The sequence below is a fragment of the Streptococcus infantarius subsp. infantarius ATCC BAA-102 genome (genome assembly GCF_000154985.1).
GTDB lineage: Bacteria > Bacillota > Bacilli > Lactobacillales > Streptococcaceae > Streptococcus > Streptococcus infantarius.
Genome location: NZ_DS572692.1, coordinates 46,597 through 70,900, shown reverse-complemented (window position 1 = coordinate 70,900; position 24,304 = coordinate 46,597). Strand labels below are relative to the sequence as shown.

The window sequence follows — 24,304 nt, the reverse complement described above, 5'->3', positions numbered from 1 at the left end:
AAGGAACTGGATTATCCAGTTCCTTTTTTAGTTTTATCATACTAATTTGTAATTTTTCCAAGTGCCTTTGCGGTAGCGGATTTCATAGATGAGTCCCTTAACAAACCAATCTAAGAACATGGCTACCCAAGTTCCAAGCATTCCCATACCAAAATTGACCGATAAAAAGTAGGCGCATACTACGCGAACTAAAAGCATTGAAGCGATACCGATAATCATCGGGAAATTTGCATCTCCCGCACTACGAAAGACTACAGGCAAGACATAACCTGAATTCCAGAAAATACTCACTAAAATCCCATGAGCAAGCACAATAATCCAAACATAATGTGTCGCTTGGTCTGACAAATCATAAATCATCATCAAAAAAGGCATTAAAGCAACGACAACTACTGAAAATAAAGCATTTGCAGCATGAATGATGCAGCTAACTTTTCGCTTGTAAAACTCAGCCTGCTCATAGTCACCAGCACCGACACATTTTGAAATGATAACAGCTAAACCAAGTACAATTGAAATTCCTGGCAAACCTTGAAACATAATGATGGTTCCACCAACTGAATTTGCGGCGATAGCTGCGGTTCCAAAAAGGGAAACAACTGATAAAACAATCAATCGTCCAAGGAAAAACATACCATTTTCAAAACCAAATGGTAGTCCAATACCAAGAACTTTTTTGATCATCTGCCAGTCGACTTTTTCTTTTAAGAAGTTTCCTAAGGTCAAATCTGACTTGATATGATGCGCAAATCACAGAATTAACAGCATGGCACCAACACGAGAAAGAAGAATTGGAACAGCCACTCCTTCAACTCCCCAACCGCAACCATAAATCAAGCTGACGCCCATGACAATATTCAAGCCATTCATCACCAGCATGATATTCATTGGCAGACGAGATTTATTTAAGGTTCTGAAAATCGCTGCGCCCGAATTGTAAAGAGCGATAAACGGTGTTGAGAGTGCAACGATATTAAAATAACGATCAGCTTGCGCGTGAACTTCAGGCGTGATTGATCCAAACAAATGACTCAAAATAAAAGGTTTAATCACAAAAATCAAAAGCGTAATTGCTAAGCTAAAGTACAAAGTGAACTTCACCAACTGGTTGACCGCTTTATTGGCATTTTTACTATCACGGTCACCTAAATATTGACCAGCTACAATCCCACCACCAGTCGCAAATGCCGCAAAAATACTGATAAAAAGAGCCATCAAGAATTCAACCAAGGATACACCTGACACCGCTGCTTCACCAACCCTTGAAACCATGATTGAGGCAATAAGACCAACCAAAAATTCTAAACCCTGCTCAATGATCAAAGGGATAAAAAGTTTGGTTAAATCACGATTACTAAAAAAGTAATTCTTTTCTAACGCCTTATCCGAAAAACTATCCATTCTTTCCTCCTATTTTTGAATTGCTACTATCAATATTACACCTTGGAGCCTACTCAAAGTCAAGAGCTTTTTTAATTTTTCTGTATCTTTTCATAAAAAACAACTAAACATTGGTTTAGCTGTTTTTCATTATTTTGTGGATTTCATTTTCTTCGCTTTAGCTGAATAATCTGTTACCACGACTTTTATCACGGCTACTGGCTTGGTCATTTTCTCGGTGAATTCAAATCTTTTTCCAGTTTGATGTTGCATTAATTGATTTAAAGCGTGTGCTTTTTCATCATGTTTTTCTAAAAGTTCTGCTTTTCCACGTCCGATAAAAGAGGTAAAGAAAGCACCGTACTTACATGGAATCTCGTGGTCATAATCTGGTATGACTTCACCTTCAATTTGGATACAAGCATTTGGATTTTGATGGATTAAATCAATCTTATGGCCTTGTTTTGCACCGTGCATGTAAAAAATAAATTGATTCTTTCCTTCATCGTATTCATAGCCATAATGAAGAGGAACCACGTAAGGAAACTCTTTATCAAAAAGCCCTAAATGTAAAATCATATTTTTCTCAATAATCTCCTTAATTTCTGCTAAATCTGTCACTTGACGATCACGGCGTCTCATCTCTGACATAAATCTACCTCCATACTCTTTTTCAAACATTATAACAAAAAGTAGTTTTCTCTTTAATAATAGAAAACGTCATTTTCAAAGTGTTTCTTTGCGTGCTATCTTCTAATATGCTAAATTAGTAACGTTTCACAACTTTTACAAAGGAGTATTTTTTAAAACACGAAAGCTATTTTGACAGCGGTTTGCTAAGTTATATTGGACACAGCATTATTGCAAGTTTGATTACCTTTTTAACACTTGGTATTTGTGCCCCATGGGGAATTTGCATTATGATCAATTGGAAGGTCAAACAAACTGTCATCGACGGTCACCGTCTTTACTTTGATGGTACAGCTATGCAGCTATTTGGAAATTGGATTAAATGGTTAATTTTAACAGTCATCACGCTAGGTATTTATTCATTCTGGCTTAACATCAAGCTATAACAATGGATTACCAAACACACACATCATTTAGATTAATAGATATAAAAACCAGCTAGTAATTGCTAGCTGGGTCCTTTTTCATTCCACGATTGCTCCCGCAATTTCTTGTGGGGTGATATTAGTGAAATATTGTGTAGTCTCTACGGTTAGGAGTTTGTCTAAGACGTCTTGGTATTCATAGCGAAGACCAATGAGTTCTTCTTCAATATCTGAGACGTCTTTGATGCCAAAAAAGTCACCGTAAATTTTAAGACCTGTTATCACAGATTTTTCGACTTTCACATAACTTGTCAGCTTACCTGCTGGGTAGCGGACTGAACGTTTAATGGTGTAGTCTGGTGATTTGCCGTAAGTCCAATCCCAAGTGGCAAATTGGTTATCGGCTAGATTTTGAATGTTTTCTAAATCAGCTTCAGAAAGAACATACTCCGTCATGTCAGGGTATTGTTCTTTTATTTTGTTAAGTAATTGTTCTGAAAATGCTTCAACAGTCATTTTTTCTGGCAATTCATCTAAGATATTAGTCACACGTGCACGCACTGATTTAACACCCTTTGATTCAATTTTATCCTTTGAAACTTGCAGGGCATTACCAAGAACAGTCATGTCCACGTCAAAAAGCAGGCAACCATGGTGCATCATGCGTCCTTTGTAATAAGCTTGTGCATTCCCACAGAATTTCTTGCCATCGATTTCAAGGTCATTTCTTCCAGTGAAGGTCGCTGTCACACCAAGATCAGCAAGGGTTTCAATGACAGGTTGTGAGAAGGTCTTAAAATCAAAGGCACCTTCTTGGGTTTTATTAGAAATAATGGTGTAGTTCAAATTATTAAGGTCGTGATAAACAGCTCCGCCACCTGACAAACGGCGAACGACATGAATCCCGTGTTCATCAGTGTAAGCCTTGTTAATCTCTTCAATTGCATTCTGGTGTTTTCCAATCACAATGGTCGGCTCATTTATCCAGAGAATAAAAAGCTCATCTTCGTCTCGCAATTCACGAAAAGCGTAAGCTTCCAAGGCAATATTGTAAAAGGGATTGTGGGACTTGTTAACGATGTATTTCATCTAAAAGCTCCTTCATTTTTCATTAGACTTAGTATATCAGAATCAAATTCCACCGTCTCTTAATTTGCTCATTAATTCTCCCAAGCTTTTCTAAGGCGTCTGACACAATCTGGGATGTCTTCCAAATCAATTTTACTAAATCCAAGAAAGAGGCTTTCCTGCGGACAAGCCGCTTTTTCTTGCCAAAATTGCATGGTATCGTAGACTCGAACACCTTCTTTTTCTGCACGCTTGATAACATCACACTGGTTGATTTTATCCGGAAAAGTCACCAAAAAATACTGTCCACTGACGTTTGAAGAGAGTTTTATGGGAGCATTAAACTGCTCAAATTCTTTTTTAAAGGCTTCATAGCGCTTTTTAAAAACATGATTCATCTTGCGAACCAAACGGTCGTAATCACCACTTGATAGAATATTTGCTAGAGCAATCTGATTCAAGAGATTGACCGTGCTGTTGTAAAGCTTGAATTTTTCTAGAAAACTCTCAGTGAACTGTTCTGGCAAAACCATATACCCCATACGAAAAGACGGTGAAAGGATTTTTGAAAAAGTCCCCAGATAAATCACACGACCCAGATAGTCAATTGATTTCAAGGCTGGAATGGGACGTTGGTAATAGCGGAGCTCGCTGTCATAGTCATCCTCAAGAATAAAAGAATTGTACGCTTCAGCAAAACTCAAGAGTTCACGACGTCTAGAAATCGGCATAATCATACCAAGCGGAAATTGGTGAGATGGTGTGGTGTAAATCATCTCAATCTCCGAACTCCTATCAACCTTAGTCAAGTCCAAACCCTTCTCATCAACTTCTGCCGTCACGATTGGATAGGCATTTTTCTTAAAAATTTCACGCGCCTTGGGATAACTCGGGTCCTCCATCAAGACACTTCTTTTCGTATTCCCTAAAAACTGGCAAATATAATCCAAAGATTGTTGAAGCCCGCTAGTGATAATGATTTGGTCTGGGTGACATTTTACCCCTCGAATACGCTCCAGATAACGACTAATTTCCTTTCTCAGCTTGTACTCTCCCTGAAAAGGCTGCAAGGTCGACAATTGCTCTGCTTTATCTAACTCATCAAAGGCATTTTGATAATGTGTTTTCCAAACTTTCTTGGGAAATAGATTACTCGTATGGCTGCTGTTGGTCAAATCGTAAACAATGTGGTCGTCATCAGACTTGGCTTCAGTTTTTAAAATGGGCTCGGTCAAAGTTCTTTCTGACTGAAAAGCCTTTGGCATTTTTAAAACGTAAAAGCCTGCATTTTGACGGCTCTCGATATACCCTTCTAGGGTCAGCTGCATGTAAGCTCGGTCAACCGTATTTCGACTGACGCTCAGCATTTTTGCTAGGGTTCGTGTTCCTAACAGTTTCTCATCAGGCGCTAAATAGCCCTGCAAAATATCTGATTTTATCTGCTGGTAAATCTGCTGGTATAGGGGACTACTCCCTGCACTGCGATTAAGATGTATCATATTTCCTCCAAAGTGGCACCTAAAAATTTTTAAATACCGGTACTTTTTATTATACCACGTATCCTTTACAATTTAGACTGAGGTGAAAAAATGAAGCAAAATCGTACAAATGATAGCAAATATATTTTCTTAATTTTTCTAGCTATTTGTTTTTTAGCAACTGGTGGCATCTTTGTCAAACTCTGTCCCCTACCACCAATCAACACTGGATTTTACCGCGTTTTATTTTCTATCCCCATGCTGATGCCTTTTCTCAAGAAGTCTGAGTTACAGGCTTTAAACCGCAAACAAATCGCAACAATCGTTTTAGCGGGAGCATTTTTAGCGGGTGATTTAACTTTATGGAATAGCTCATTTTCGTATACTAGTGTGGCTAATGCCAATGTTTTGGTGAATCTTACCCCATTCACTGTTATTCCAGTCAGTTATTTCCTATTCAAAGAAAAAATGACGCCTAAATTTTTGTTTGGCGGTCTCGTTACACTTATTGGTGTGCTGGTTCTCATGTCAAATAAAGTGAGTATGTCTCCAGACCGTCTGCTTGGAGATTCACTGAGTCTTGGCTCATCTGTCTTTTACGCCATGTTTATGATTACAGTTTACAAATTGCGCGATTCGGTAACATCAACCATCATTATGTTTATCAGTGCTTTTGGAACTCTACTGGTACTAGCTACTGTGATTTTCTTTACCGAAGGCTTTTATGTGCCACAGAATTTTGGTGAGCTTTGGCCACTTTTGGCACTAGCTCTCCTCTCTCAAATTTTAGGACAAGGCTTATTAGCTTATTGTTTGGGAAAAGTAAATGCTTGCCTATCATCCTTAATTACCCTATCTCAGCCAGTCGTTGCCGCATTATACGCTTGGGTAATTTTTAACGAGAACTTAAATCTGCAAACTGTCATCGCCATTTTAATTACATTAACAGGTGTTTACCTTGCTAAAACACAAACAACAACTAACATCGCACATGAAAAAGCTTAGTCTTTTTAATTGTTACATTCAAAACAGAAACATCCTCAAAACTTAATTCGCACTTCAATTTTTATGCTCAGCTAAAAAGGATTGCAGTAAACACTTAATTGTGACTGCAATCCCTTTTTTATTTGTAAAAAATTCACATATAAAAAGCATGAGAATCCTATCTCATACTCCTTTTAATCTATACTAACTGGTAAGAACTTGTTGAATCATAGCACAAACAAATGCCAAATTTATCAGTAAATAAACCTGAAGAAATCTAATTTCACCTGGGAAAAGTAACGGAAACTCTTATGTATTTCCTTTTTTTCGATAATATTTTGAAAAAAAGAATACTGATTTCACCAATTAACACAGAAATAATAAAGAATACATAAAGAAATAATCTATTGTCATAACCATCAGGTATACCATTATTGAAATGCACCACAATTATCTCAGGTTAGAATAAAAATAGAGCCGTTACAAAGACAAATACTAAAAAATAAAGCAACCTAAGATATAAGGAAAATTTGTTCATATTACACTTCCAATAAACTAGTTAATTTCATAATGTCTAATTTCTTGAAAAGTATAGAACTTAAAAATAATTTTTCAAGTGTTAACATTCTTAGTACATGTCAAATTATTTCTTCGGTGGGTTGTGAATGGCTTGTCCGATGGTGTCTAGAAAAGCTTCGTACATGTTTTCTGAGAAAGTCGGGTGCCCATGGATAGCTTGGGCCACATCATCAACGGTCAATTCATTTTCCATAATAGTTGCTGCTTCGTTGATGAGCTCTGCAGCTGCTGGTCCAATGATATGAACCCCCAAGATTTCATGGTACTTGCTATCTGCAATGACTTTGACAAATCCTTGGGCTTCATTTGAAGCGATAGCACGTCCATTACCAGAAAAACTTGATTTGCCAATCAAAATATCACCGTATTGCTTGCGCGCAGCTTCTTCGGTCAATCCGACCATGGCAACTTCTGGATGCGTATAAACTGCTGCGGGAGTGTACTTGAGTTTTGCTTTGCGATGATTACCAGAAAGAGCATTCTCAGCAGCCACTTCTCCCATGCGGTAAGCAGCGTGCGCCAGCATTTTCTGACCGTTGACGTCGCCTGGGGCATAGATGCCTGGTATTGACGTCTCTTGATAATCGTTAACTTTGATACGATTGCCGTCCATCTCTAAGCCAAGATTTTCAAGACCTTTCATCTGTGGCACACGTCCAATAGATAGCAGAGCTTTATCAGCTTGGATAGTCTCACCATTTGATAATTTCAAGCTTAAGTAACTTGTCTCATCAATGATTTCGCTCACCCCAACATTTGTCTTAATGGTCATGCCCTTTTTAGTCAAGATCTTTTGCAATTCTTGTGAGATTTCTTTGTCCATTGCTGGAATAATGCGGTCAGCCATTTCGATAACAGTCACCTCAACGCCGTAAGATGCCCAGACCAAACCAAGCTCGATACCAACAACGCCACCACCCATGACAACAAGAGATTTCGGCATCTCACGTAAATCAAGAATCTCATCTGATGTCAAAACACGTGGCGAATCAATGCCAGGAATATTGATACGTGACACTTTGGAACCTGTAGCAAGAATAATTTTGCGCCCTTTAATGATTTCAGAACCGATAAGGACTGTTTTATCAGGGTTGACTTTGGCAAGTCCATTAAAAATGGTTACTTTATTAGCCTTTAGAAGTGAACGGACACCGCCAGTTAGCGTTTTTACAACCGTATTTTTAAAATCAACGGTCTTATCCATGTCAATGCTATAATCCGTTGAGGCAAGATTAATACCTCGACCTGCAGCAATTTTAAGGCCGTCTAAAATTTCAGCATTCTTTAGATAAGTTTTGGTTGGAATGCAGCCGACATTCAAGCAAGTCCCACCGAATTCTGATTTTTCAACGATAGCAACTTTAGCCCCTAGCTGAGATCCGCGAATGGCGGCATAGTAACCCGCAGGGCCACCACCAACGACAATCAAGTCATATTCATCTGCCGCTAAATCAGCTGCGCTAAAAACTCCAGCTTTAGCAGAAACAGCATTCGGCACTTCAAGACCTGCAGACTCAAGTTGACTAGCAGCTTCCTTGAGACTGACCTCTTCAGCAATCACTTCCCCTTCTGCTCCGATATATCCAATCACTTCAGTCACTGGCACCACATCACCAGCTGGATGCACAATTTTTAAAAGCACACCAGAGTCGTCAGCTTCGATTTCCATGTTAGTTTTGTCGGACATGATTTCAAGAAGAATATCACCTTCGTTCACTACATCGCCTTCAGATAATTTCCACTCGAGAATCTCACCTTCTTGCATGTCCACACCAAGCTTTGGCATGATAATTTCTACTGCCATAAATTTCCTTTCTTATCTTTTTAATCTCAGATCAGTAGTTCCAAAGGATTTTCCAGCAACGCTTTTAAATCCAACATAAATTTAGCGCCATTCATCCCGTCGACCAAACGGTGATCAATGGTCAAGCTAAGTCCCATAATTGGACGAATCACTACCTGTCCATCAATGGCAACCGGAGTGTCAACAGTCGCTGAAATTCCTAAAATAGCAGAGTTTGGCTGATTAATAATTGGGTTAAAGGACTTAACCCCAAACATCCCTAAGTTTGTGATAGAGAAAGTTGACCCAGACATATCAGTTGCTTTTAATTTGCCAGCTTGCGCTTTTTGAATCACATCTTTTGATGCAACCACAAAATCAGACAAGGTCATCTTATCAGCTCCATGAACAACTGGAACCACCAAACCATCTGGCAAGCCAACGGCAATACCCAGATTGACAAAATGATGCAGCTCAATAGCTTTCGCGTCATTAATCAAAGAGGCATTTAAATAACGATGCTCCTCTTTCATCAAGGCCTTCGTAACCGCAAGTCCAATCAAATCAGTTACAGTCACCTTGTAGCCCGTTTTTGCCATGATTGGCTCAATCAACTGCTTACGAAGCGCCAAAAGATTCGTCATATCTATGTCATAATCAAGCGTGAAAGTTGGAGCTGTAAAGTAAGACTTCGACATGCCTTTTGAAATCGCCTGACGCATGCCAGACATTTTAATCACTTCGATACCATCTGGCACACTGTGAACCTCCTCACTACTCTCACTCTTATCGGCACCTGCTTTAGCAAGGACATCATCTTTAGTAATCTTGCCACTAGCACCAGTGCCAGCGATACCAGAAAGCTCAAGGCCCATATCTGCCGCAATCTTACGAGCAAGCGGCGTCACGCGCACCTTAGCAAACTTCGCCACGTCATCTTTATGAATACGCCCATTTTCACCAGTCCCACTGATGCTATCAAGCGCGATTCCACGCTCTGCGGCTAGCTTTCTTGCTGCTGGTGTCGCACGTATCTTACCTTTTTGAAAAATAGCTGGCGCATCAGACGGTTGAGAGAAATCAGCTGATGCTTCCTGAACAGGCTCTAACTGTTCAGCCTGACCTTCTCCCACCAAATCATCAACGTTTTCCCCTACTGCTCCGATATAGCCGATTACCTCAGTCACTGGTACCACGTCGCCAGCAGGATGCACGATTTTCAGTAGAACACCTGAGTTTTCAGCTTCGATTTCCATATTAGTTTTGTCGGACATGATTTCAAGAAGAATATCACCTTCGTTCACTACATCGCCTTCGGAAAATTTCCACTCGAGAATTTCTCCCTCTTGCATGTCAACGCCAAGTTTTGGCATGATAATCTCATTTGCCACAGAAAGCACCTCCTTTTAATTCGCGCGCCCGTTTCGAGTCATCTTATAAATAGCCGCTTTAATCTTTTCGACATCAGGTAGGATAGCTTGTTCCAAAACACTGGCATAAGGCACTGGTATATCTTCACTCGCCAAACGCACAATTGGATAATCAAGATAATCAAAAGCTTCGCTTTCTGTAACCTGAGCAGCTATTTCTCCAATAAACCCACCCGTTTTATAAGCGTCATTGACTAACATCAACTTTCCCGTTTTCTTAACCGAGTTGACAATCAAATCCTTATCAAGCGGAATGAGGGTGCGAGGGTCAACCACTTCAACACTAATGCCGTCAGCAGCCACTTCATCAGCAGCTTTAAGAACACGTTCCAACATACGACCATAAGTCACAATCGTCAAATCAGTTCCTTCACGTTTAACGTCTCCCTTACCAAGAGGAATGTAAGCATCACTATCTAGAGAAACCTCTTCTTTCTTGCCATAAAGCGCCTTAGGCTCCATGAAAATGACAATATTGTTATCTCGAATGGCTGATTTTAAAAGACCTTTGGCGTCATTTGCAGTTCCAGGTGCCACCACTTTGATGCCTGGAATATGCGTCAGCCAAGCCTCCAAAGATTGCGAGTGCTGAGCCGCTGAACCGATTCCTGAACCTGATGCTACCCGAAAAGTGACCGGCGTTTTCAACCCACCACCAAACATGTAATTGTTTTTAGCACCATTGTTGACAATGGCATCCATCATAATGGTGATAAAATCCATGAAAGTCACATCAACAATCGGACGAAGACCTGTAATAGCAGCTCCAATTGCACTCCCAGCAATAGCCGCTTCTGAAATCGGAGTGTCTCTGGCACGTTCTGGACCAAATTCTTCAAACATTCCTACAGACGTGCCAAAATCTCCGCCGTAAATTCCGACATCTTCTCCCATGAGAAAAATGGACTCATCTTTTCGCATTTCTTCTGTCATGGCAAGATTGATTGCCTCGCGCAAGGCCATTTGTTTTGTTTCAGTCATTATTTTTCTCCTATATTAATGAAAGGCTGCTTAGTCTACCCAGACATCTTCAAAAGCGACTGACAAATCTGGTGCAGGACTATTTTTAGCAAATTCATAAGCCTCATCGATCTCTTTCACCACTTGAGCATCAATAGCATCAAGTTCGGCAATACTTGCTAGCTCATGTTCCGTCAAATAAGTACGGAATTTGACAAGCGGATCTTTTTTCTTCCACTCATCCACCTCTTCTTTGCTGCGATATTTTCCAGCATCAGCTGTTGAATGCCCGAACCAACGGTAAGATTCTACCTCAACAATCGCAGGGCCATTACCAGAACGCACATGTTCCACTGCCTTGCCCATTGTCTCGTAAACTGCTAAAACATCATTGCCATCCTCACAATAAAATCCTGGAATACCATAAGCTTCTGCGCGTGTATAAAGGTGAGGTGTATTTGTCGCACGCTTGATGTTCATCGAAATTCCGTAGCGATTATTGATGATATAAAAAATCACTGGGAGTTTCCAAGTAGCTGCTAAGTTGACCGATTCATGAAAAGAGCCTTCGTTGGTTGCCCCGTCGCCAGAAAAAGCCACAACGATATTGCCAGTTTTTTGATAATCTTGCGTAATGGCTGCGCCGACAGCCAGAGCATAACCACCACCGACAATGCCATTAGTCCCATAATTTCCTTTTTCAAAATCGGCCAAGTGCATAGAACCACCACGACCTTTTGAAACACCAGTACTCTTTCCAGCTAACTCAGCCATCATTTTATTCAAATCCATGTCTTTAGCAATACACTGCCCATGGCCTCTGTGATTTGAGAAGATAATGTCATCATAAGTCAAATGAGCCATCGCCCCAACACTTGCCGCTTCTTCCCCTATAGAAAAATGCGTCATGCCTTGGACAAAACCACGTCGAACGAGTTTATTAATTCGCATATCAAATTCGCGAATACGCTGCATCTTCAGATACATTTCCATATATAGTTCTAGAGACAAAGTCATCTTTTGCCCTCCAATTATCTTTTTCGTAGTTCTTTCATCATATGATAATATCCAGCAAATCACAAATTATTTAACCGCTTTTTTGCAAACGCTTCGAGGTAAATTAAAAAGACGCTTGCTACGCCTTGGATTAACAAGATTTCTAAAATTAGTCGGCCAATAAAAGAGGCAAGTGGCCGGGAAAACCACTTGCTTCGGAGTTATATGAAAAGTTTTTAGGATGATTATATTATATGATTTTCACTTTTATTGCTGCATCCGTCTTAAGACCTATTTTACTTTTTTAAAAAAGTTGACTTATCTCTAAAAAGTTTTACAATGATAGCAGTAAAGAAAGAATCAGATGGGAGATTAGTTTTTGTTTCAACATTACAAAATAATTCAACGCTTAATTCATATCCTATCAGCACTTATCTTTATCATATCTTGTGCCTGTATTTTCTGGCTATATCAGCACGGTTATCTGACCAATCAGGAAAAAATTCAAGCACTCATCGGTCAGGATAAAGTCTGGGGAGCAATCTTGTTCACCATCTTCCAGATGATGCAGGTTGTCGTTCCTATCGTTCCTGCTAGCCTTACTATGATGCTTGCTGTCATGACTTTCCATCCTCTTGTTGGCGTTTTGACAAGTTGTATCGGAATTATTATCGGCACAATGATTTTATTTTTGCTAACGCGTTGGTATGGTAAGCGATTTTGCCTTCTTTTCATCAAAGAAGCCACACTAAAAAAATACGAGGACTTAATTTCTCGTCACAGTTCCTTTACCGCGATTTTCATTATTTGTATGCTTCTACCTTTTGCCCCTGCAGACTTACTGGTTATGTTAGCAGCTCTCAGTAACATGCCGTTTAAAACCTTCGCTAGAATCATCATTTGCTGCAAACCCATCTCAATTATTGGTCACATTTTACTACTTTTTATTGTGGTGAATGGGTCATTCATATCATCTAAGTTCTGGGAATTTTTCTTAGAACTTTTTAGTTATTTTTATAACGCAAACGTTTGCATTATTTGAACTTTCTGCTAAAATAAAAGAAAAAGTCTTTCTCTTTGAGGTACTCTATCATGACAAATGAAACTTTGATGCAATACTTTGAATGGTATTTACCAAATGACGGCAAACACTGGAAACGTTTGGCAGCCGATGCTTCTCATCTTGCCCAAAAAGGTATCACCAAAATTTGGATGCCCCCTGCTTTTAAAGCGACTCATGACAGTGATGTGGGCTATGGCGTCTATGACCTTTTTGACCTAGGTGAATTTAACCAAAAAGGAACCATTCGAACAAAATACGGAACAAAAGCTGATTACCTAGAAGCTATTTCAGCTCTTAAAAATAATGGTATTGAGCCTTTAGCTGACGTCATTTTAAATCATAAGGCTGCTGCTGACCACACCGAAACCTTTAAGGTTGTTGAAGTTGCTCCAGAGGACCGAACAAAGGTTATCAGTCAGCCTTTTGAAATTGAAGGGTGGACAAATTTTACCTTTGAGGGTCGCCACCGTGCCTACAACGACTTTGAATGGCATTGGTACCACTTTACGGGCACAGACTATGATGTCAAAACTGGTAAAACTGGCATTTTCCTAATTCAAGGAGACAACAAAGGTTGGGCAAACCAAGAATTGGTTGACGGTGAAAATGGAAATTACGATTACCTCATGTATGCCGACCTAGATTTCAAACATCCAGAAGTCATCAAAAATATCTACGATTGGGCAGATTGGTTTGTTGAAACAACTGGAGTTAAGGGGTTCCGTTTAGACGCGATTAAGCACATCGATTCTTTCTTCATGAGAAACTTTATCCGTGATATGAAAGCCAAGTACGGCAATAGTTTCTATGTTTTTGGTGAATTTTGGAACGGTGATGAAAAGTCAAATAATGATTACCTAGCAAGTACTGATTATCGGTTTGATTTGGTCGATGTTCGCCTCCACCAAAATCTCTTTGAAGCAAGTAAAGCCAAGGAAGCTTATGATTTACGTCAGATTTTCGAGCAAACTTTAGTGAAAAATCATCCAGATTCTGCTGTTACTTTTGTTGATAATCATGATACCCAGCGTGGTCAAGCACTGGAATCAACTATCGAAGAATGGTTTAAACCAGCAGCTTATGCCCTCATTTTACTTCGTCAAACTGGACTTCCTTGCATTTTCTACGGAGATTATTATGGCATTTCAGGACAATTTGCTCAGGAAAGCTTCCAAACTGTCATTGATAAATTGCTTGAACTTAGAAAAAACGCCGTTTATGGTCAAGAACTAGATTACTTTGACCAAGCTAACTGTATAGGCTGGACTTGCCTTGGAGATGACAAACACCCTACTGCTCTTGCTGTTCTCATCAACAATAGTAAAGCCACATCAAAGCGCATGTTTGTTGGAGAAAAATGGGCTGGAAAATTGTTCACTGATGCTCTTGGTAACCAAGCTGCGCATGTCCAAATCGATGAGCAAGGCTATGGCGATTTCCTAGTCGGTGAAAAATCAATCAGCACTTGGATACCACTAACAAAATAATGATCTAAAAAAGCGATTAGAAAATATTTCTAATCACTTTTTGCATATTTATATTTATGTAACAAAAATGGCCTATCCAGCTTGTACTGTTTGCATTTGATAATAAACGCCTTGTTTTGTCATTAGCTCGTCATGAGTACCGTATTCTACGATATCACCATCAACCATTACCAAAATACAATCAGCTGATTGAATCGTTGATAAGCGGTGAGCGATGATGAAACTTGTACGACCTTTCATTAATTTTTCAAAGGCTTCTTGGACAAGAATTTCAGTACGCGTATCAATTGACGAAGTTGCTTCATCCAAAATCAAGATTTTTGGTAATTTGACAAAAATACGAGCAATAGTCAAAAGCTGACGTTGACCTTGTGACAATGACGCTCCCGCATCAGACAAGTAAGTGTCATAACCATTTGGCAATTGACGAATGAAGAAATCTGCGTTGGCTGCTTTTGCTGCTGCAATCACTTCTTCACGAGTAGCCTCTGGATTACCATAAGCGATGTTATCATGAATGGTACCGACTTTTAACCATGTTTCTTGAAGTACCATGCCAATTTGTTGGCGGAGCTCTTCAACTGAGTAATCAGCCATTGATACACCATCTAGATAAATAGCTCCGCTATCGACTTCATAAAAACGCATCAAAAGATTAATCAAAGTTGATTTACCAGCACCAGTCGGCCCAACGATAGCAACTTTAGAAGCGGCAGGGATTGAGAGATTCAAATGATTAATCAAAGTTTTCTGTGGTGTGTAACCAAATGACACATCTTTAAATTCAATTTGTCCTTGAATCTTATCAGCATCAAGCTGTGCTTTTACTGGAAGTGGCTCGTATTCTTCATCTAAAATATCGTAAAGACGTTCCGCACAGGCAATGGCACCTTGCAATTCAGACAAAACTGATGAAATATCATTAAATGGTTTGGTATATTGAGTGACGTAATTCAAGAAAGTTGTCAACTGACCAACGGTAAAGGCACCTGACATGATACGGAGAGCCCCGACACCTGCAAGCAAAGCGTAAATCAAACTATTGATAAAGCGTGTTGATGGGTTAACCGTTGATGAATAGAAAATGGCACCTTGTGAATAGTCCGCATAAGTATCATTGATTTCTGTGAAAGTTTCAATCGCTGCTTCTTGCGCATTAAAGACATGCAAAAGACTTTCTTGACGAATTATCTCTTCAATGTACTGTGTTTGGCGACCACGAGATTTAGTTTGTTTTTGATACAAATGATAGCTCTTATTAGCAATAAAGCGTGCTAAGAAAAGAGATAAAGGTGTCAAAATAAGCACCAAACCAAGCATCAATAAATCAATGTCAGCCATTGTCACGATAGTAATGATAATTGTCAAAACCCCAATGAAAAATTGGTTGAAGACCATCAAGAGACCATTACTTAATTGCTCAGCGTCAGTTGTGACACGACTGACCAAATCACCAGAGCTTTTCTTATCCAAATAAGAAATCGGCATTTGGTTCAATTTTGCCATAACTCTTTGACGAAGATCATAGATATAACCAAAGGTCAAACGATTGTAAATCAATGGATTCAACCACTGAACCAAAGTATTTAGACCAATGACAATTGCCATTTTCGTGATAATCGGGATAATCAAGGGCAATGATTTTGGTGATAACACCACATCAACTGCATTACCAATTAGGACAGGAAGGTAAACTGTTAGAGCAACTTGGGCAATTGTTCCAAGAGTCGCTCCAATCACAAGTCCTTTTTGAGAAAGAAGTTCTTTAAACAAACGACGGCTTGTATCAGATTGTTTTCTAGCTTTCATCTTCTAGTCCTCCTTTCCTTTTTGGTGTTGTGAGTAATGGATGTCTCGGTAAAGCTCATTAGTTACAAGCAATTCATCGTGACTAGCAAATCCTAGTTGATGTCCCTTATCCAAAAGCAAAATCTTATCAGCAGCCTTCAAACTATTAGTACGTTGTGAAATCAAAATCAAAGTTGTATCACTCAATTGCTCATGAATAGCAGTCAATAATTTTGATTCTGTCAAGTAATCAAGGGCTGATGTAGAATCATCCAAAATAAGAAGCGGAGCTTTTTGAACAATAGCACGCGCAATCGTCAAACGTTGACGTTGTCCTCCAGAGAAATTACGGCCAAAGGCTTCAACTGTCGCATCTAACTGTCCTTCTTTTTCAGAAACAAAATCACTCGCTTGTGCAATATCCAAAGCTTTCCAAAGCGTCCCATCGCTCACATCACCCTTCATTCCTAGAGTTAAGTTAGAACGAATCGTACCTTGGAAAAGCTCGGCTTTTTGCGGCACCACATTGACCCATGAGCGCCACTCACCTAAGGTTTTAGGCGATTTTTGATTTTGGAAAATGGCTAAGCGACCTTCCTGAGGTGTGTAGAGATGTGTAAGGAGTTCAACTAAGGTTGATTTCCCTGAACCAATTCCCCCAATAACTCCTAAAAAGTCACCTGGATTTAGTTGAAAATCAATGTGTGATAGTGATGGTTCTGCTGCTGTTGGATAAGTGAAGCTCATATCACTCACGCTAACCGCAAAATCAGATGTCATTTCTTCAAGCTCAGTCGACAAGTCTTCAGACTCTTTTTCAAAGACTTCTGTGATACGTTTAGCACTGATAAATGATTGGTTAAGAGAGGTTACAAGCATTGTCATCTTAAGCAATTCAGTCAAAATTTGCAAAAGGTAGTTAACCAAGGCAATCAACATTCCTTGAGAAAGAAGACCTTTACCGATTTGGATATTTCCTTGCCAAATGACAAGAACCAAAGTGCTATTAACCACAAGGTATGTTAATGGTGTGACTAAACTTGAAAGACGTCCTGCTTTTAACTGTAAATCAGTGTAGTTTTGGTTAGCAGCCGCAAATTCTCTTTCTTCTTTGTCCACTTGACCAAAAGCTCGAATAACACGAACCCCTTCCAACTGCTGACGTGTCATGTTAACAATCTTATCTGTTGCACGACGAATGCTAGCATAAATTGGATTCAAAAGATGTGACATAGTAAAGACAATCACAAATAAAATGGCAACCATGACCAAAAAGTCGATAGTCATCTTAGGGCTGATATTAAAAGCCATGATGATAGCACCAAAGACAATAATCGGTGCGCGTAAGAAAAGACGCAAGAATTGGTTAATTCCTGTTTGGATTTGGTAAGTATCGCTGGTTAAGCGTGTTACCAAACTTGAAGTTGTCAGTTTATCACGGTCTTCCTTACTCAAGCCCATGATTTTTTTAAACAAATCCTTGGTCAGCTGACGCGTATAGCCAACTGCGGCTTTTGAAGAAAAGTATTGTGCGGTAATCGCCACAATGACACCGACAACAGCGAATAGGAACAAAAGTTCAACCATCAAAATAAGATTCATCTTGTTATTGCTTGGAATAATCGTATCAACGATTCGCGCAATGATAATAGGAACTAATAATTCAAATGATGCTTCAAACAATTTGAAAAGGGGACCTAAGATAGTCTCTTTAAGGTACCCTTTGAAATAACGACTTAAATATTTCATATTTCTCTTTTTTAATAGAGATATTAAACTCTAAACCTTACTATTTTAAACTAAGCTCATTAATTCAATCAAATATAAATTAAAATGAACCTCACGCGAGTAGTAAATATTACCACCATTTCGATATAGCTGTCCACCTGAAATCAAAGCCAGAGGATGATAGTAAAAATAAGATTCACCAGTTGTGTTACCAAGACTTGGAGCTACTACATCGCGTGAATAAGTTTTAGCTAAAGTAATTGTATTTTTACTACCGTGCCTTGCAACATAATCAATATAAGATGTTCCAAAGTTATAAGCTTGAACAGCTGTCCAAACATCTACTCCTGCCTCATGGGCTAAAGAAAGATTTTCTGAAAGGACTGCGACCCCTTGGCGAATACTCGTTTTACTATCAGTGATGGAATTAGCAACACCGTCTGAACTTTCGCTAGATTGCATAACGTCGCCATCATTTCCCTTTGTTTCTGTGTAAATCATTGCCAAGACCAACTCAACGTTGTCTGTGGTGTCATTATCGTCTAAAATCTCTTTGACCATGCTTTTATACTGCAATACATTATGAACATTTTCATGAGTAACGTAAACTTGGTAGCCACAGAAAATGACAAATGCCAGTACAATCAGGCGCTTTAAGAACTTAAACATTATTTATTTTGAATATCCTCTATATTTTTAATCAAGATGGAATAGGTTCCATTTGAATTTTGAATAAATTCAACCGACTCAGCATCCTCATAAACATTATTAGGAACAATCAATTGAATACCATTTGACAGTGACAATTTTTGATTCTCTAATTTTTTCGTTTGACGCGAGTGGTCAATATCCGACACCTGAATAGGCTCTGGAATGCTCTCTTTCAACTCATCAACAAAGGTTAAACGAGCTGTTAAATTATTGTCAAAGAGTTGATCTGCCAGTTTTTCAGGTGATAATTCTTGCTCTTCTTCCAAGTTTTTGTGAATGGCTGCTTTCATTTTTGATTGGAAAGCAAAATCATCTTGTTGGAAGTTTTCAGCAATTTTCTGAGCAGCTTGTTCCACCATTTTAATCGATTTTTTGACCGACTGTTCAGGCTGAACTTGCAAGAGATTCTCTGAGAAATAGTTAGCAAAGCTACCATTGTGCTTAATGCGTTTTTCAATCAAATAATAATGATGGTTAACACGATTAATCACCAAGGCTTCATCTGGTGTCTGAGCCGCAGATGGGTAATTATTTTGTGTGATTTTAATCGGACTTTCACTGTCACTTGAGATATGCGTGAAATTTTCTCTTAACGCCACACGAAGGAAAGCAAAATGCTCAACACCGTCTTTATCAAATTGGATGAAAACCAAATCATTTGTCTTTTGATTATCAGAAATGACAAACTCTTCTTTCCAAAGCTGAGCGATTTTAACGGATGATTCCATCAAATCATCACTCAAATAACTAAGAAAGACATTGTCTTCTGAGAACGTTCCACGTTTGGCTTCATCTGAGAAAACTTTGCTTAATTTTTTACGAAAATACTCATCAATACGTGGCGTAATCGTCAATAACTGATCTGACAAAATCAATTCCGTATCATTTGGCGTAAATTGATGAATAACAATGCGTTTAATATACAAATCAATCATGGTTAAGTCTGTCTGAACACTTAAAAGTGTTCAGCTGTTCGTTAATAAAGTGGGAAAGCATCTGTCAATGCTTTAACCTCACGACGAACCTCCTCTAAAATAGTTTCGTTTTGATAGTTTTCAAGAGCTTTTACAATCAATTCAGCAATAAGGCGTGATTCTTTCTCACCCATTCCACGACTGGTAATGGCAGGTGAGCCAATACGGATACCAGATGTCTTAAACGGTGACAGGGTTTCAAATGGAATTGAATTTTTGTTGAGCGTAATGTTAACAGACTCAAGAATATTTTGTGCCAATTTTCCATTTTCAACCACTTTAGTCACGTCAACCAAAAAGACGTGGTTGTCTGTACCGCCTGAAATGACACGAAAATCAGAGTGTTGATTAAAGATATCAGCCATAGCAGCTGCATTTTTAATCACCTGTTCACCGTATTCTTTGAAAGCTGGATCCAGCGCTTCTTTTAGAGCGACAGCTTTTCCAGCAATCACATGCATTAATGGACCACCTTGAAGACCCGGAAAGACCGCAGAATTAATTTTCTTAGCAATAGCTTCATCATTCGTCAAAATGAGTCCGCCACGAGGGCCACGAAGGGTTTTGTGAGTAGTTGTCGTTGTCACATGAGCATATGGGACTGGACTTGGGTGATGACCAGATGCCACAAGACCAGCAATGTGGGCCATATCAACTATTAGATAAGCACCAACGCTGTCAGCAATCTCGCGAAATCTCGGAAAATCAATAATACGTGAATAAGCTGACGCCCCAGCAACGATTAATTTTGGTTTGACTTCTTTAGCCAAATCTGCCAATTTATCATAATCGATACGTTCTGTGACAGGGTCAACTGAATAAGAGATAAAATGATATGTTTTTCCTGAAAAGCTGACTGATGCACCGTGAGTCAAGTGACCTCCTGCAGATAAATCCATTCCAAGGACAGTATCACCTGGTTGGATTAAAGCCATGTATGCTGCGGCATTAGCTTGACTTCCTGAATGCGGTTGAACATTGGCAAACTTAGCACCAAACAATTCTTTGGCACGTTCGATAGCCAAATTTTCAACCACGTCCACATAATCAGTACCGCCATAATAACGTTTGCCAGGATAACCTTCGGCATATTTATTTGTCAGTACTGTTCCTTGAGCTGCCATAACAGCTTTAGAAACAACATTTTCAGAGGCAATGAGTTCAATGTTATTTTGTTGACGAACTTCTTCCGTATGGATAGCTTGCCAAAGTTCGGTGTCAAATGCTTCGTAGTTTTCCTTGTCAAAAATCATATCCTTATCTCCTTTTGATAAGATCAAGTCACAATCTTCTCTCGATTGTAAAAGCCGAAACAGTATCAAATAAATTCCAAATCTAATCTTTTGCAAACGTCAACTCAGGGACACGCGCCAACAAATCTTCTTTTGTAATAGCTCCCTGACGTAAAATACGTGCAAAATCACCAGACAAATCCAAAATTGTCGAGTCAACACCAGTGATGGAAGAATCATCGGCAAACCCTTCGACTGAATTGTCAAACTGCTTCTGGATTTGGGCAAAAACTTTACCACTTTCTTGACCAGAAATATTAGCTGATGGTCCAATGAGAGGACCAGTCTCTTTAATAAGAGCCAAAGTCTGCGGGTGTTTTGGAATTCTAAAACCAATTGTTGATAAGCCAGAATTGATCCAAGCTGGCACGCGGTCATTTGCCTGTAAAATAATTGTTAACGGTCCAGGTAAAAAAGCATCATAGAGTTTTTTTAGATAAGTTGGCTGATTTTTTGAAAAAGCTAAAATCGTCTCGTAATCTGCCACATTAAGATTCATGGCTTTGTCTTTAGGACGACATTTTAAGCGATAAACATGTTCAACTGCTTCTTCATTCATGGCTTGTGCAAAAAGTCCATAAACTGTTTCTGTCGGCAAGATCACCGCACCACCCGTTTGAAGTATTTCTTCCAAATTAGTCATTATCCATCACGACCTTTCTATCTTTACCAAATATGTCTTCTAAGACACGGATACGTTTTTGTGGGAAATGTTTGCTAAGCAAAGCACGCAAACCATCTCCTTGCTTATAGCCAATTTCAAAATAAAGTTTACCATTTTCTGATAAATGCTCACCAGCACCTTCGATAATTTGACGGTAAATGGCAAAGCCATCCTCATCCGCAAAAAGTGCCAAGTGAGGTTCAGAAGCAAGAACATTCATCCCAACTTCATCCTTATCACCATAAGCAATGTAAGGTGGGTTTGAAATAATCACATCAAAAGTCCCTGTAATCTGACCGAAAACATCTGATTCCACAAAATCAAGCGACACTTGGTTGAGCTTACTGTTTTCTTCTGCCAATTGCAGAGCACCTTGCGAGATATCTGAGGCTGTAACTTGCCAGTCAGGTCGCGCAGACTTGAGTGAAATGGCAATAGCTCCGCTGCCTGTTCCAATATCTAAAACACGTAAATCAGCTTTGCTATTTTCCTTCAAAACCAAATCAACCAATTCTTCCGTTTCAGGTCTCGGAATCAAGACACGCTCATCAACCGCAAGCTCTAAATCACGAAAATAAGCTTTTCCAGTGATGTACTGTGGTGAGCGATGATCTTCTAGCTGAGCCATGATTGACTCAAGGATCTTCTGGTCTGATTCAGTCACTTCTTTATTTTGATGTAAGATGAAATCAAGAAGACTCCAGCTCTTTAACTCACGAAAAACGTAAGTGAGGTTTTCTGGATCTTCTCCAATTTCTTGTAAGTTTTTTTCTAGTTGGCTGATTGTTTCAACGTAGTTCATTATTTATTTAACTCTTCTAGTTTCTTTGTTTGATCAAAAAGAATAAGCGCATCAATCACTTCATCCAATTTACCTGACAAAATGCTATCAAGTTTTTGCAATGTCAAACCAATACGGTGGTCTGTCACACGGTTTTGTGGGAAGTTATATGTACGGATACGTTCTGAACGATCACCAGTACCAACTGTTGATTTACGTTCAGCATCTTGTTCGTCTTGAGCGATTTGAGCAAAGTGGTCCGCAACACGCGCACGAATGATTTTCATGGCTTTATCACGGTTCTTTTGTTGTGTACGTTCTTCTTGCATTTCAACTTTGATACCAGTTGGAATGTGAACCATACGAACAGCTGTCGCAACTTTATTGACGTTTTGTCCACCAGCACCTGATGCATGATAAATGTCCACACGCAAATCTTTTGGATCGATTTCATATTCTACTTCTTCAACTTCAGGCATAACAAGAACTGTCGCTGTTGATGTGTGGACACGGCCTTGGCTCTCTGTGACAGGGACACGTTGAACACGGTGAGCACCTGATTCGTATTTCAACTTAGAGTAAACAGATTGACCAGATACCATGACAATAACTTCTTTGATGCCACCGACACCGTTGTAAGAAGCTTCCATGACATCAAATTTCCAACCTTGGCTTTCAGCATATTTTTGATACATTTGAAGAAGGTCGCCAGCAAAGAGGGCTGCTTCATCACCACCAGCGGCACCGCGAATTTCCAAGATGATGTTCTTATCATCGTTAGGGTCTTTTGGTAAAAGAAGAATTTTAAGTTTTTCTTCGTAATCTTCTTTTGCTGCTTTTGAGTCTTTGAGTTCCTCTTTCGCCATTTCTTCAAGTTCAGGATCGCCACCAGCGTCTTTAATCATTTCTTCGGCATCTTCGATGTTTTGAAGAATTTGTTTGTATTCGCGGTAAACAGTTACGGTTTCACGTGTGCTCGCTTCTTCCTTAGACAAAGCCATAAAGCGTTTTGTATCGCTAACGACATCAGGGTCAGATAGCAATTCGCCTAATTCTTCGTAACGGTCCTCAACCGCTTGTAGTTGATCATAAATGTTCATTTGTTTTCGATTAACCTCTCTTTTGCAAATTCATTTTCTTATTTTTCTTTGGAAATCATTGGGTTAAAATAATGTTTACGGCAAACGGGGATATAAGTTTCGTTGCCACCGATTTGAATTTGATTTCCTTCGTAAACAGGCTTGCCATTTTCAGTTCGCAAGACCATAGTTGCTTTTTTAGAACAAAACTGACAAATGGTTTTAATCTCATCAATTTTATCTGCTAATAACAGTAGATATTTGGAGCCTTCGAACAATTCGTTTTGAAAATCATTTTTTAACCCAAAAGCCATCACAGGAACGTCCAAATCATCAACAACACGCGCCAAATCATAGACATGCTTTTTCGTTAAAAATTGACATTCATCAATTAAAACGCAGTATGGTTTTTCTGGCAATTCTTGAATAAAAGCAAAAATGTCCATTTCTTCCGTAATAGCAATCGCCTTGCGACGCATACCGATACGGCTTGAAACAACACCATAACCATCACGTGTATCAAGTGCTGAAGTCATGATGACAACAGGTTTTCCTTGTTCTTCATAGTTATGGGCTACTTTTAAAATTTCAATGGTCTTACCAGAATTCATGGTTCCATATTTATAATAGAGTTGAGCCAAAAGTGACAATCCTACCTTCTACTAATATTCTACTATTCTACCATAAAATCGCTCATGGATAAACAAGTAGGATAAGCAAATTAACCAGACAAAAACGTCTACATCCCACCAGACTAAGTATTTGACCAACAAAAAAAGCTAAAGCAAATTTTGCTTTAGCTTTTATCACAAAATGTGATATCGGTAACCAACACTATTGAATAACAAATCAACGCACTAAAGAGCGACTAAAACGCCACTCCTTGTGCTGTTAAGTTGTTAATGCTCACTAAAAATTATAACACAGCAAGTCATGTAAATTTGATGACACTTTATTAAAAGAATCACGATTATGTTACAAAAATGTATTGTCCGAAAAAATCTCCTATCAAACAGCCCAAAAC

The 24,304-nt window shown here is 39.1% G+C and carries 21 protein-coding genes and 2 pseudogenes; 4 read left to right on the top strand and 19 right to left on the bottom strand.

From position 1 onward, the window contains the following. Positions 1-36: 36 nt before the first annotated feature. The 3 genes from STRINF_RS10560 to STRINF_RS05615 all read right to left on the bottom strand — a co-directional run bounded on the left by STRINF_RS10560 (position 37) and on the right by STRINF_RS05615 (position 2,031). Complete coding sequence (locus tag STRINF_RS10560; RefSeq protein ID WP_223903563.1) at positions 37-684, bottom strand: MATE family efflux transporter; 648 nt, start codon at positions 682-684, stop codon at positions 37-39. Positions 685-750: 66 nt separating this feature from the next. Next, on the bottom strand, positions 751-1,401 hold the full coding sequence (locus STRINF_RS10555; RefSeq protein ID WP_006532080.1) for an MATE family efflux transporter: 651 nt from the start codon (positions 1,399-1,401) through the stop codon (positions 751-753). Positions 1,402-1,530: 129 nt separating this feature from the next. Next, on the bottom strand, positions 1,531-2,031 hold the full coding sequence (locus STRINF_RS05615; RefSeq protein ID WP_115283748.1) for a pyridoxamine 5'-phosphate oxidase family protein: 501 nt from the start codon (positions 2,029-2,031) through the stop codon (positions 1,531-1,533). Between the two features lie 182 nt (positions 2,032-2,213). Here STRINF_RS05615 and STRINF_RS05610 point away from each other — a divergent pair, with 182 nt between their 5' ends. After that, complete coding sequence (locus tag STRINF_RS05610; RefSeq protein ID WP_043878363.1) at positions 2,214-2,456, top strand: DUF898 family protein; 243 nt, start codon at positions 2,214-2,216, stop codon at positions 2,454-2,456. A 78-nt stretch (positions 2,457-2,534) separates the two neighbouring features. Here the strand turns inward: STRINF_RS05610 and STRINF_RS05605 are convergent, their stop codons facing one another. Both STRINF_RS05605 and pdxR read right to left on the bottom strand, forming a co-directional pair. After that, positions 2,535-3,524 carry a lipoate--protein ligase gene (locus tag STRINF_RS05605; protein ID WP_006532077.1) on the bottom strand — a complete coding sequence of 330 codons (990 nt, stop codon included), beginning with the start codon at positions 3,522-3,524 and terminating at the stop codon, positions 2,535-2,537. Positions 3,525-3,595: 71 nt separating this feature from the next. Then, positions 3,596-5,002 (bottom strand): MocR-like pyridoxine biosynthesis transcription factor PdxR, encoded by a 1,407-nt coding sequence (gene pdxR, locus STRINF_RS05600; RefSeq protein ID WP_006532076.1) that lies wholly within the window; start codon positions 5,000-5,002, stop codon positions 3,596-3,598. A gap of 90 nt (positions 5,003-5,092) precedes the next feature. On the opposite strand from pdxR, the gene STRINF_RS05595 reads away from it, so the two are divergent. Beyond that, entirely contained in the window at positions 5,093-5,986 is an 894-nt protein-coding gene (locus tag STRINF_RS05595) for a DMT family transporter (RefSeq protein ID WP_006532075.1), read from the top strand. Between the two features lie 622 nt (positions 5,987-6,608). On the opposite strand, the gene lpdA is transcribed toward STRINF_RS05595, so the two are convergent. The 5 genes and pseudogenes from lpdA to STRINF_RS05575 all read right to left on the bottom strand — a co-directional run bounded on the left by lpdA (position 6,609) and on the right by STRINF_RS05575 (position 11,734). Then, entirely contained in the window at positions 6,609-8,348 is a 1,740-nt protein-coding gene (gene lpdA, locus STRINF_RS05590; protein WP_006532074.1) for a dihydrolipoyl dehydrogenase, read from the bottom strand. Between the two features lie 26 nt (positions 8,349-8,374). Further along, positions 8,375-9,367, bottom strand: a pseudogene (locus STRINF_RS05585) (dihydrolipoamide acetyltransferase); the annotation flags it as partial. A 183-nt stretch (positions 9,368-9,550) separates the two neighbouring features. Then, positions 9,551-9,679 (bottom strand): annotated as a pseudogene (locus tag STRINF_RS10885) (biotin/lipoyl-containing protein); the annotation flags it as partial. A gap of 54 nt (positions 9,680-9,733) precedes the next feature. Next, positions 9,734-10,738 (bottom strand): alpha-ketoacid dehydrogenase subunit beta, encoded by a 1,005-nt coding sequence (locus STRINF_RS05580; RefSeq protein ID WP_006532072.1) that lies wholly within the window; start codon positions 10,736-10,738, stop codon positions 9,734-9,736. A 30-nt stretch (positions 10,739-10,768) separates the two neighbouring features. Beyond that, positions 10,769-11,734, bottom strand: a complete 966-nt coding sequence (locus tag STRINF_RS05575) for a thiamine pyrophosphate-dependent dehydrogenase E1 component subunit alpha (RefSeq protein WP_014334679.1) — start codon at positions 11,732-11,734, stop codon at positions 10,769-10,771. A 358-nt stretch (positions 11,735-12,092) separates the two neighbouring features. On the opposite strand from STRINF_RS05575, the gene STRINF_RS05570 reads away from it, so the two are divergent. Together STRINF_RS05570 and STRINF_RS05565 are read left to right on the top strand one after the other, a co-directional pair. Continuing rightward, complete coding sequence (locus STRINF_RS05570; protein WP_006532070.1) at positions 12,093-12,755, top strand: TVP38/TMEM64 family protein; 663 nt, start codon at positions 12,093-12,095, stop codon at positions 12,753-12,755. Between the two features lie 50 nt (positions 12,756-12,805). Next, a complete protein-coding gene (locus tag STRINF_RS05565) occupies positions 12,806-14,263 on the top strand; it encodes an alpha-amylase (RefSeq protein ID WP_006532069.1) in 1,458 nt (485 codons plus the stop codon). Between the two features lie 72 nt (positions 14,264-14,335). Here the strand turns inward: STRINF_RS05565 and STRINF_RS05560 are convergent, their stop codons facing one another. The 9 genes from STRINF_RS05560 to STRINF_RS05520 all read right to left on the bottom strand — a co-directional run bounded on the left by STRINF_RS05560 (position 14,336) and on the right by STRINF_RS05520 (position 23,921). Beyond that, entirely contained in the window at positions 14,336-16,072 is a 1,737-nt protein-coding gene (locus STRINF_RS05560; protein WP_006532068.1) for an ABC transporter ATP-binding protein, read from the bottom strand. 3 nt (positions 16,073-16,075) lie between these two features. Then, the gene (locus tag STRINF_RS05555; RefSeq protein ID WP_006532067.1) at positions 16,076-17,800 is read right to left on the bottom strand and encodes an ABC transporter ATP-binding protein; all 1,725 of its coding nucleotides are present in this window, start codon (positions 17,798-17,800) and stop codon (positions 16,076-16,078) included. A 45-nt stretch (positions 17,801-17,845) separates the two neighbouring features. Beyond that, a complete protein-coding gene (locus tag STRINF_RS05550) occupies positions 17,846-18,448 on the bottom strand; it encodes a lysozyme family protein (protein ID WP_006532066.1) in 603 nt (200 codons plus the stop codon). Further along, positions 18,448-19,425, bottom strand: a complete 978-nt coding sequence (locus STRINF_RS05545; protein WP_006532065.1) for a nucleoid-associated protein — start codon at positions 19,423-19,425, stop codon at positions 18,448-18,450. The genes STRINF_RS05550 and STRINF_RS05545 overlap by 1 nt, the downstream gene beginning before the upstream one ends. A gap of 41 nt (positions 19,426-19,466) precedes the next feature. After that, the gene (glyA, locus tag STRINF_RS05540) at positions 19,467-20,717 is read right to left on the bottom strand and encodes a serine hydroxymethyltransferase (RefSeq protein ID WP_043878362.1); all 1,251 of its coding nucleotides are present in this window, start codon (positions 20,715-20,717) and stop codon (positions 19,467-19,469) included. 82 nt (positions 20,718-20,799) lie between these two features. Beyond that, positions 20,800-21,399, bottom strand: a complete 600-nt coding sequence (locus STRINF_RS05535) for an L-threonylcarbamoyladenylate synthase (RefSeq protein WP_006532063.1) — start codon at positions 21,397-21,399, stop codon at positions 20,800-20,802. Continuing rightward, on the bottom strand, positions 21,392-22,222 hold the full coding sequence (prmC, locus tag STRINF_RS05530; RefSeq protein ID WP_006532062.1) for a peptide chain release factor N(5)-glutamine methyltransferase: 831 nt from the start codon (positions 22,220-22,222) through the stop codon (positions 21,392-21,394). The genes STRINF_RS05535 and prmC overlap by 8 nt, the downstream gene beginning before the upstream one ends. Beyond that, the gene (prfA, locus tag STRINF_RS05525) at positions 22,222-23,301 is read right to left on the bottom strand and encodes a peptide chain release factor 1 (RefSeq protein ID WP_006532061.1); all 1,080 of its coding nucleotides are present in this window, start codon (positions 23,299-23,301) and stop codon (positions 22,222-22,224) included. Before prfA ends, prmC begins: the two co-directional genes overlap by 1 nt. A gap of 38 nt (positions 23,302-23,339) precedes the next feature. Continuing rightward, positions 23,340-23,921, bottom strand: coding sequence for a thymidine kinase (locus STRINF_RS05520; protein ID WP_012961935.1), 582 nt, complete (start codon positions 23,919-23,921; stop codon positions 23,340-23,342). Between the last annotated feature and the right edge of the window lie 383 nt (positions 23,922-24,304).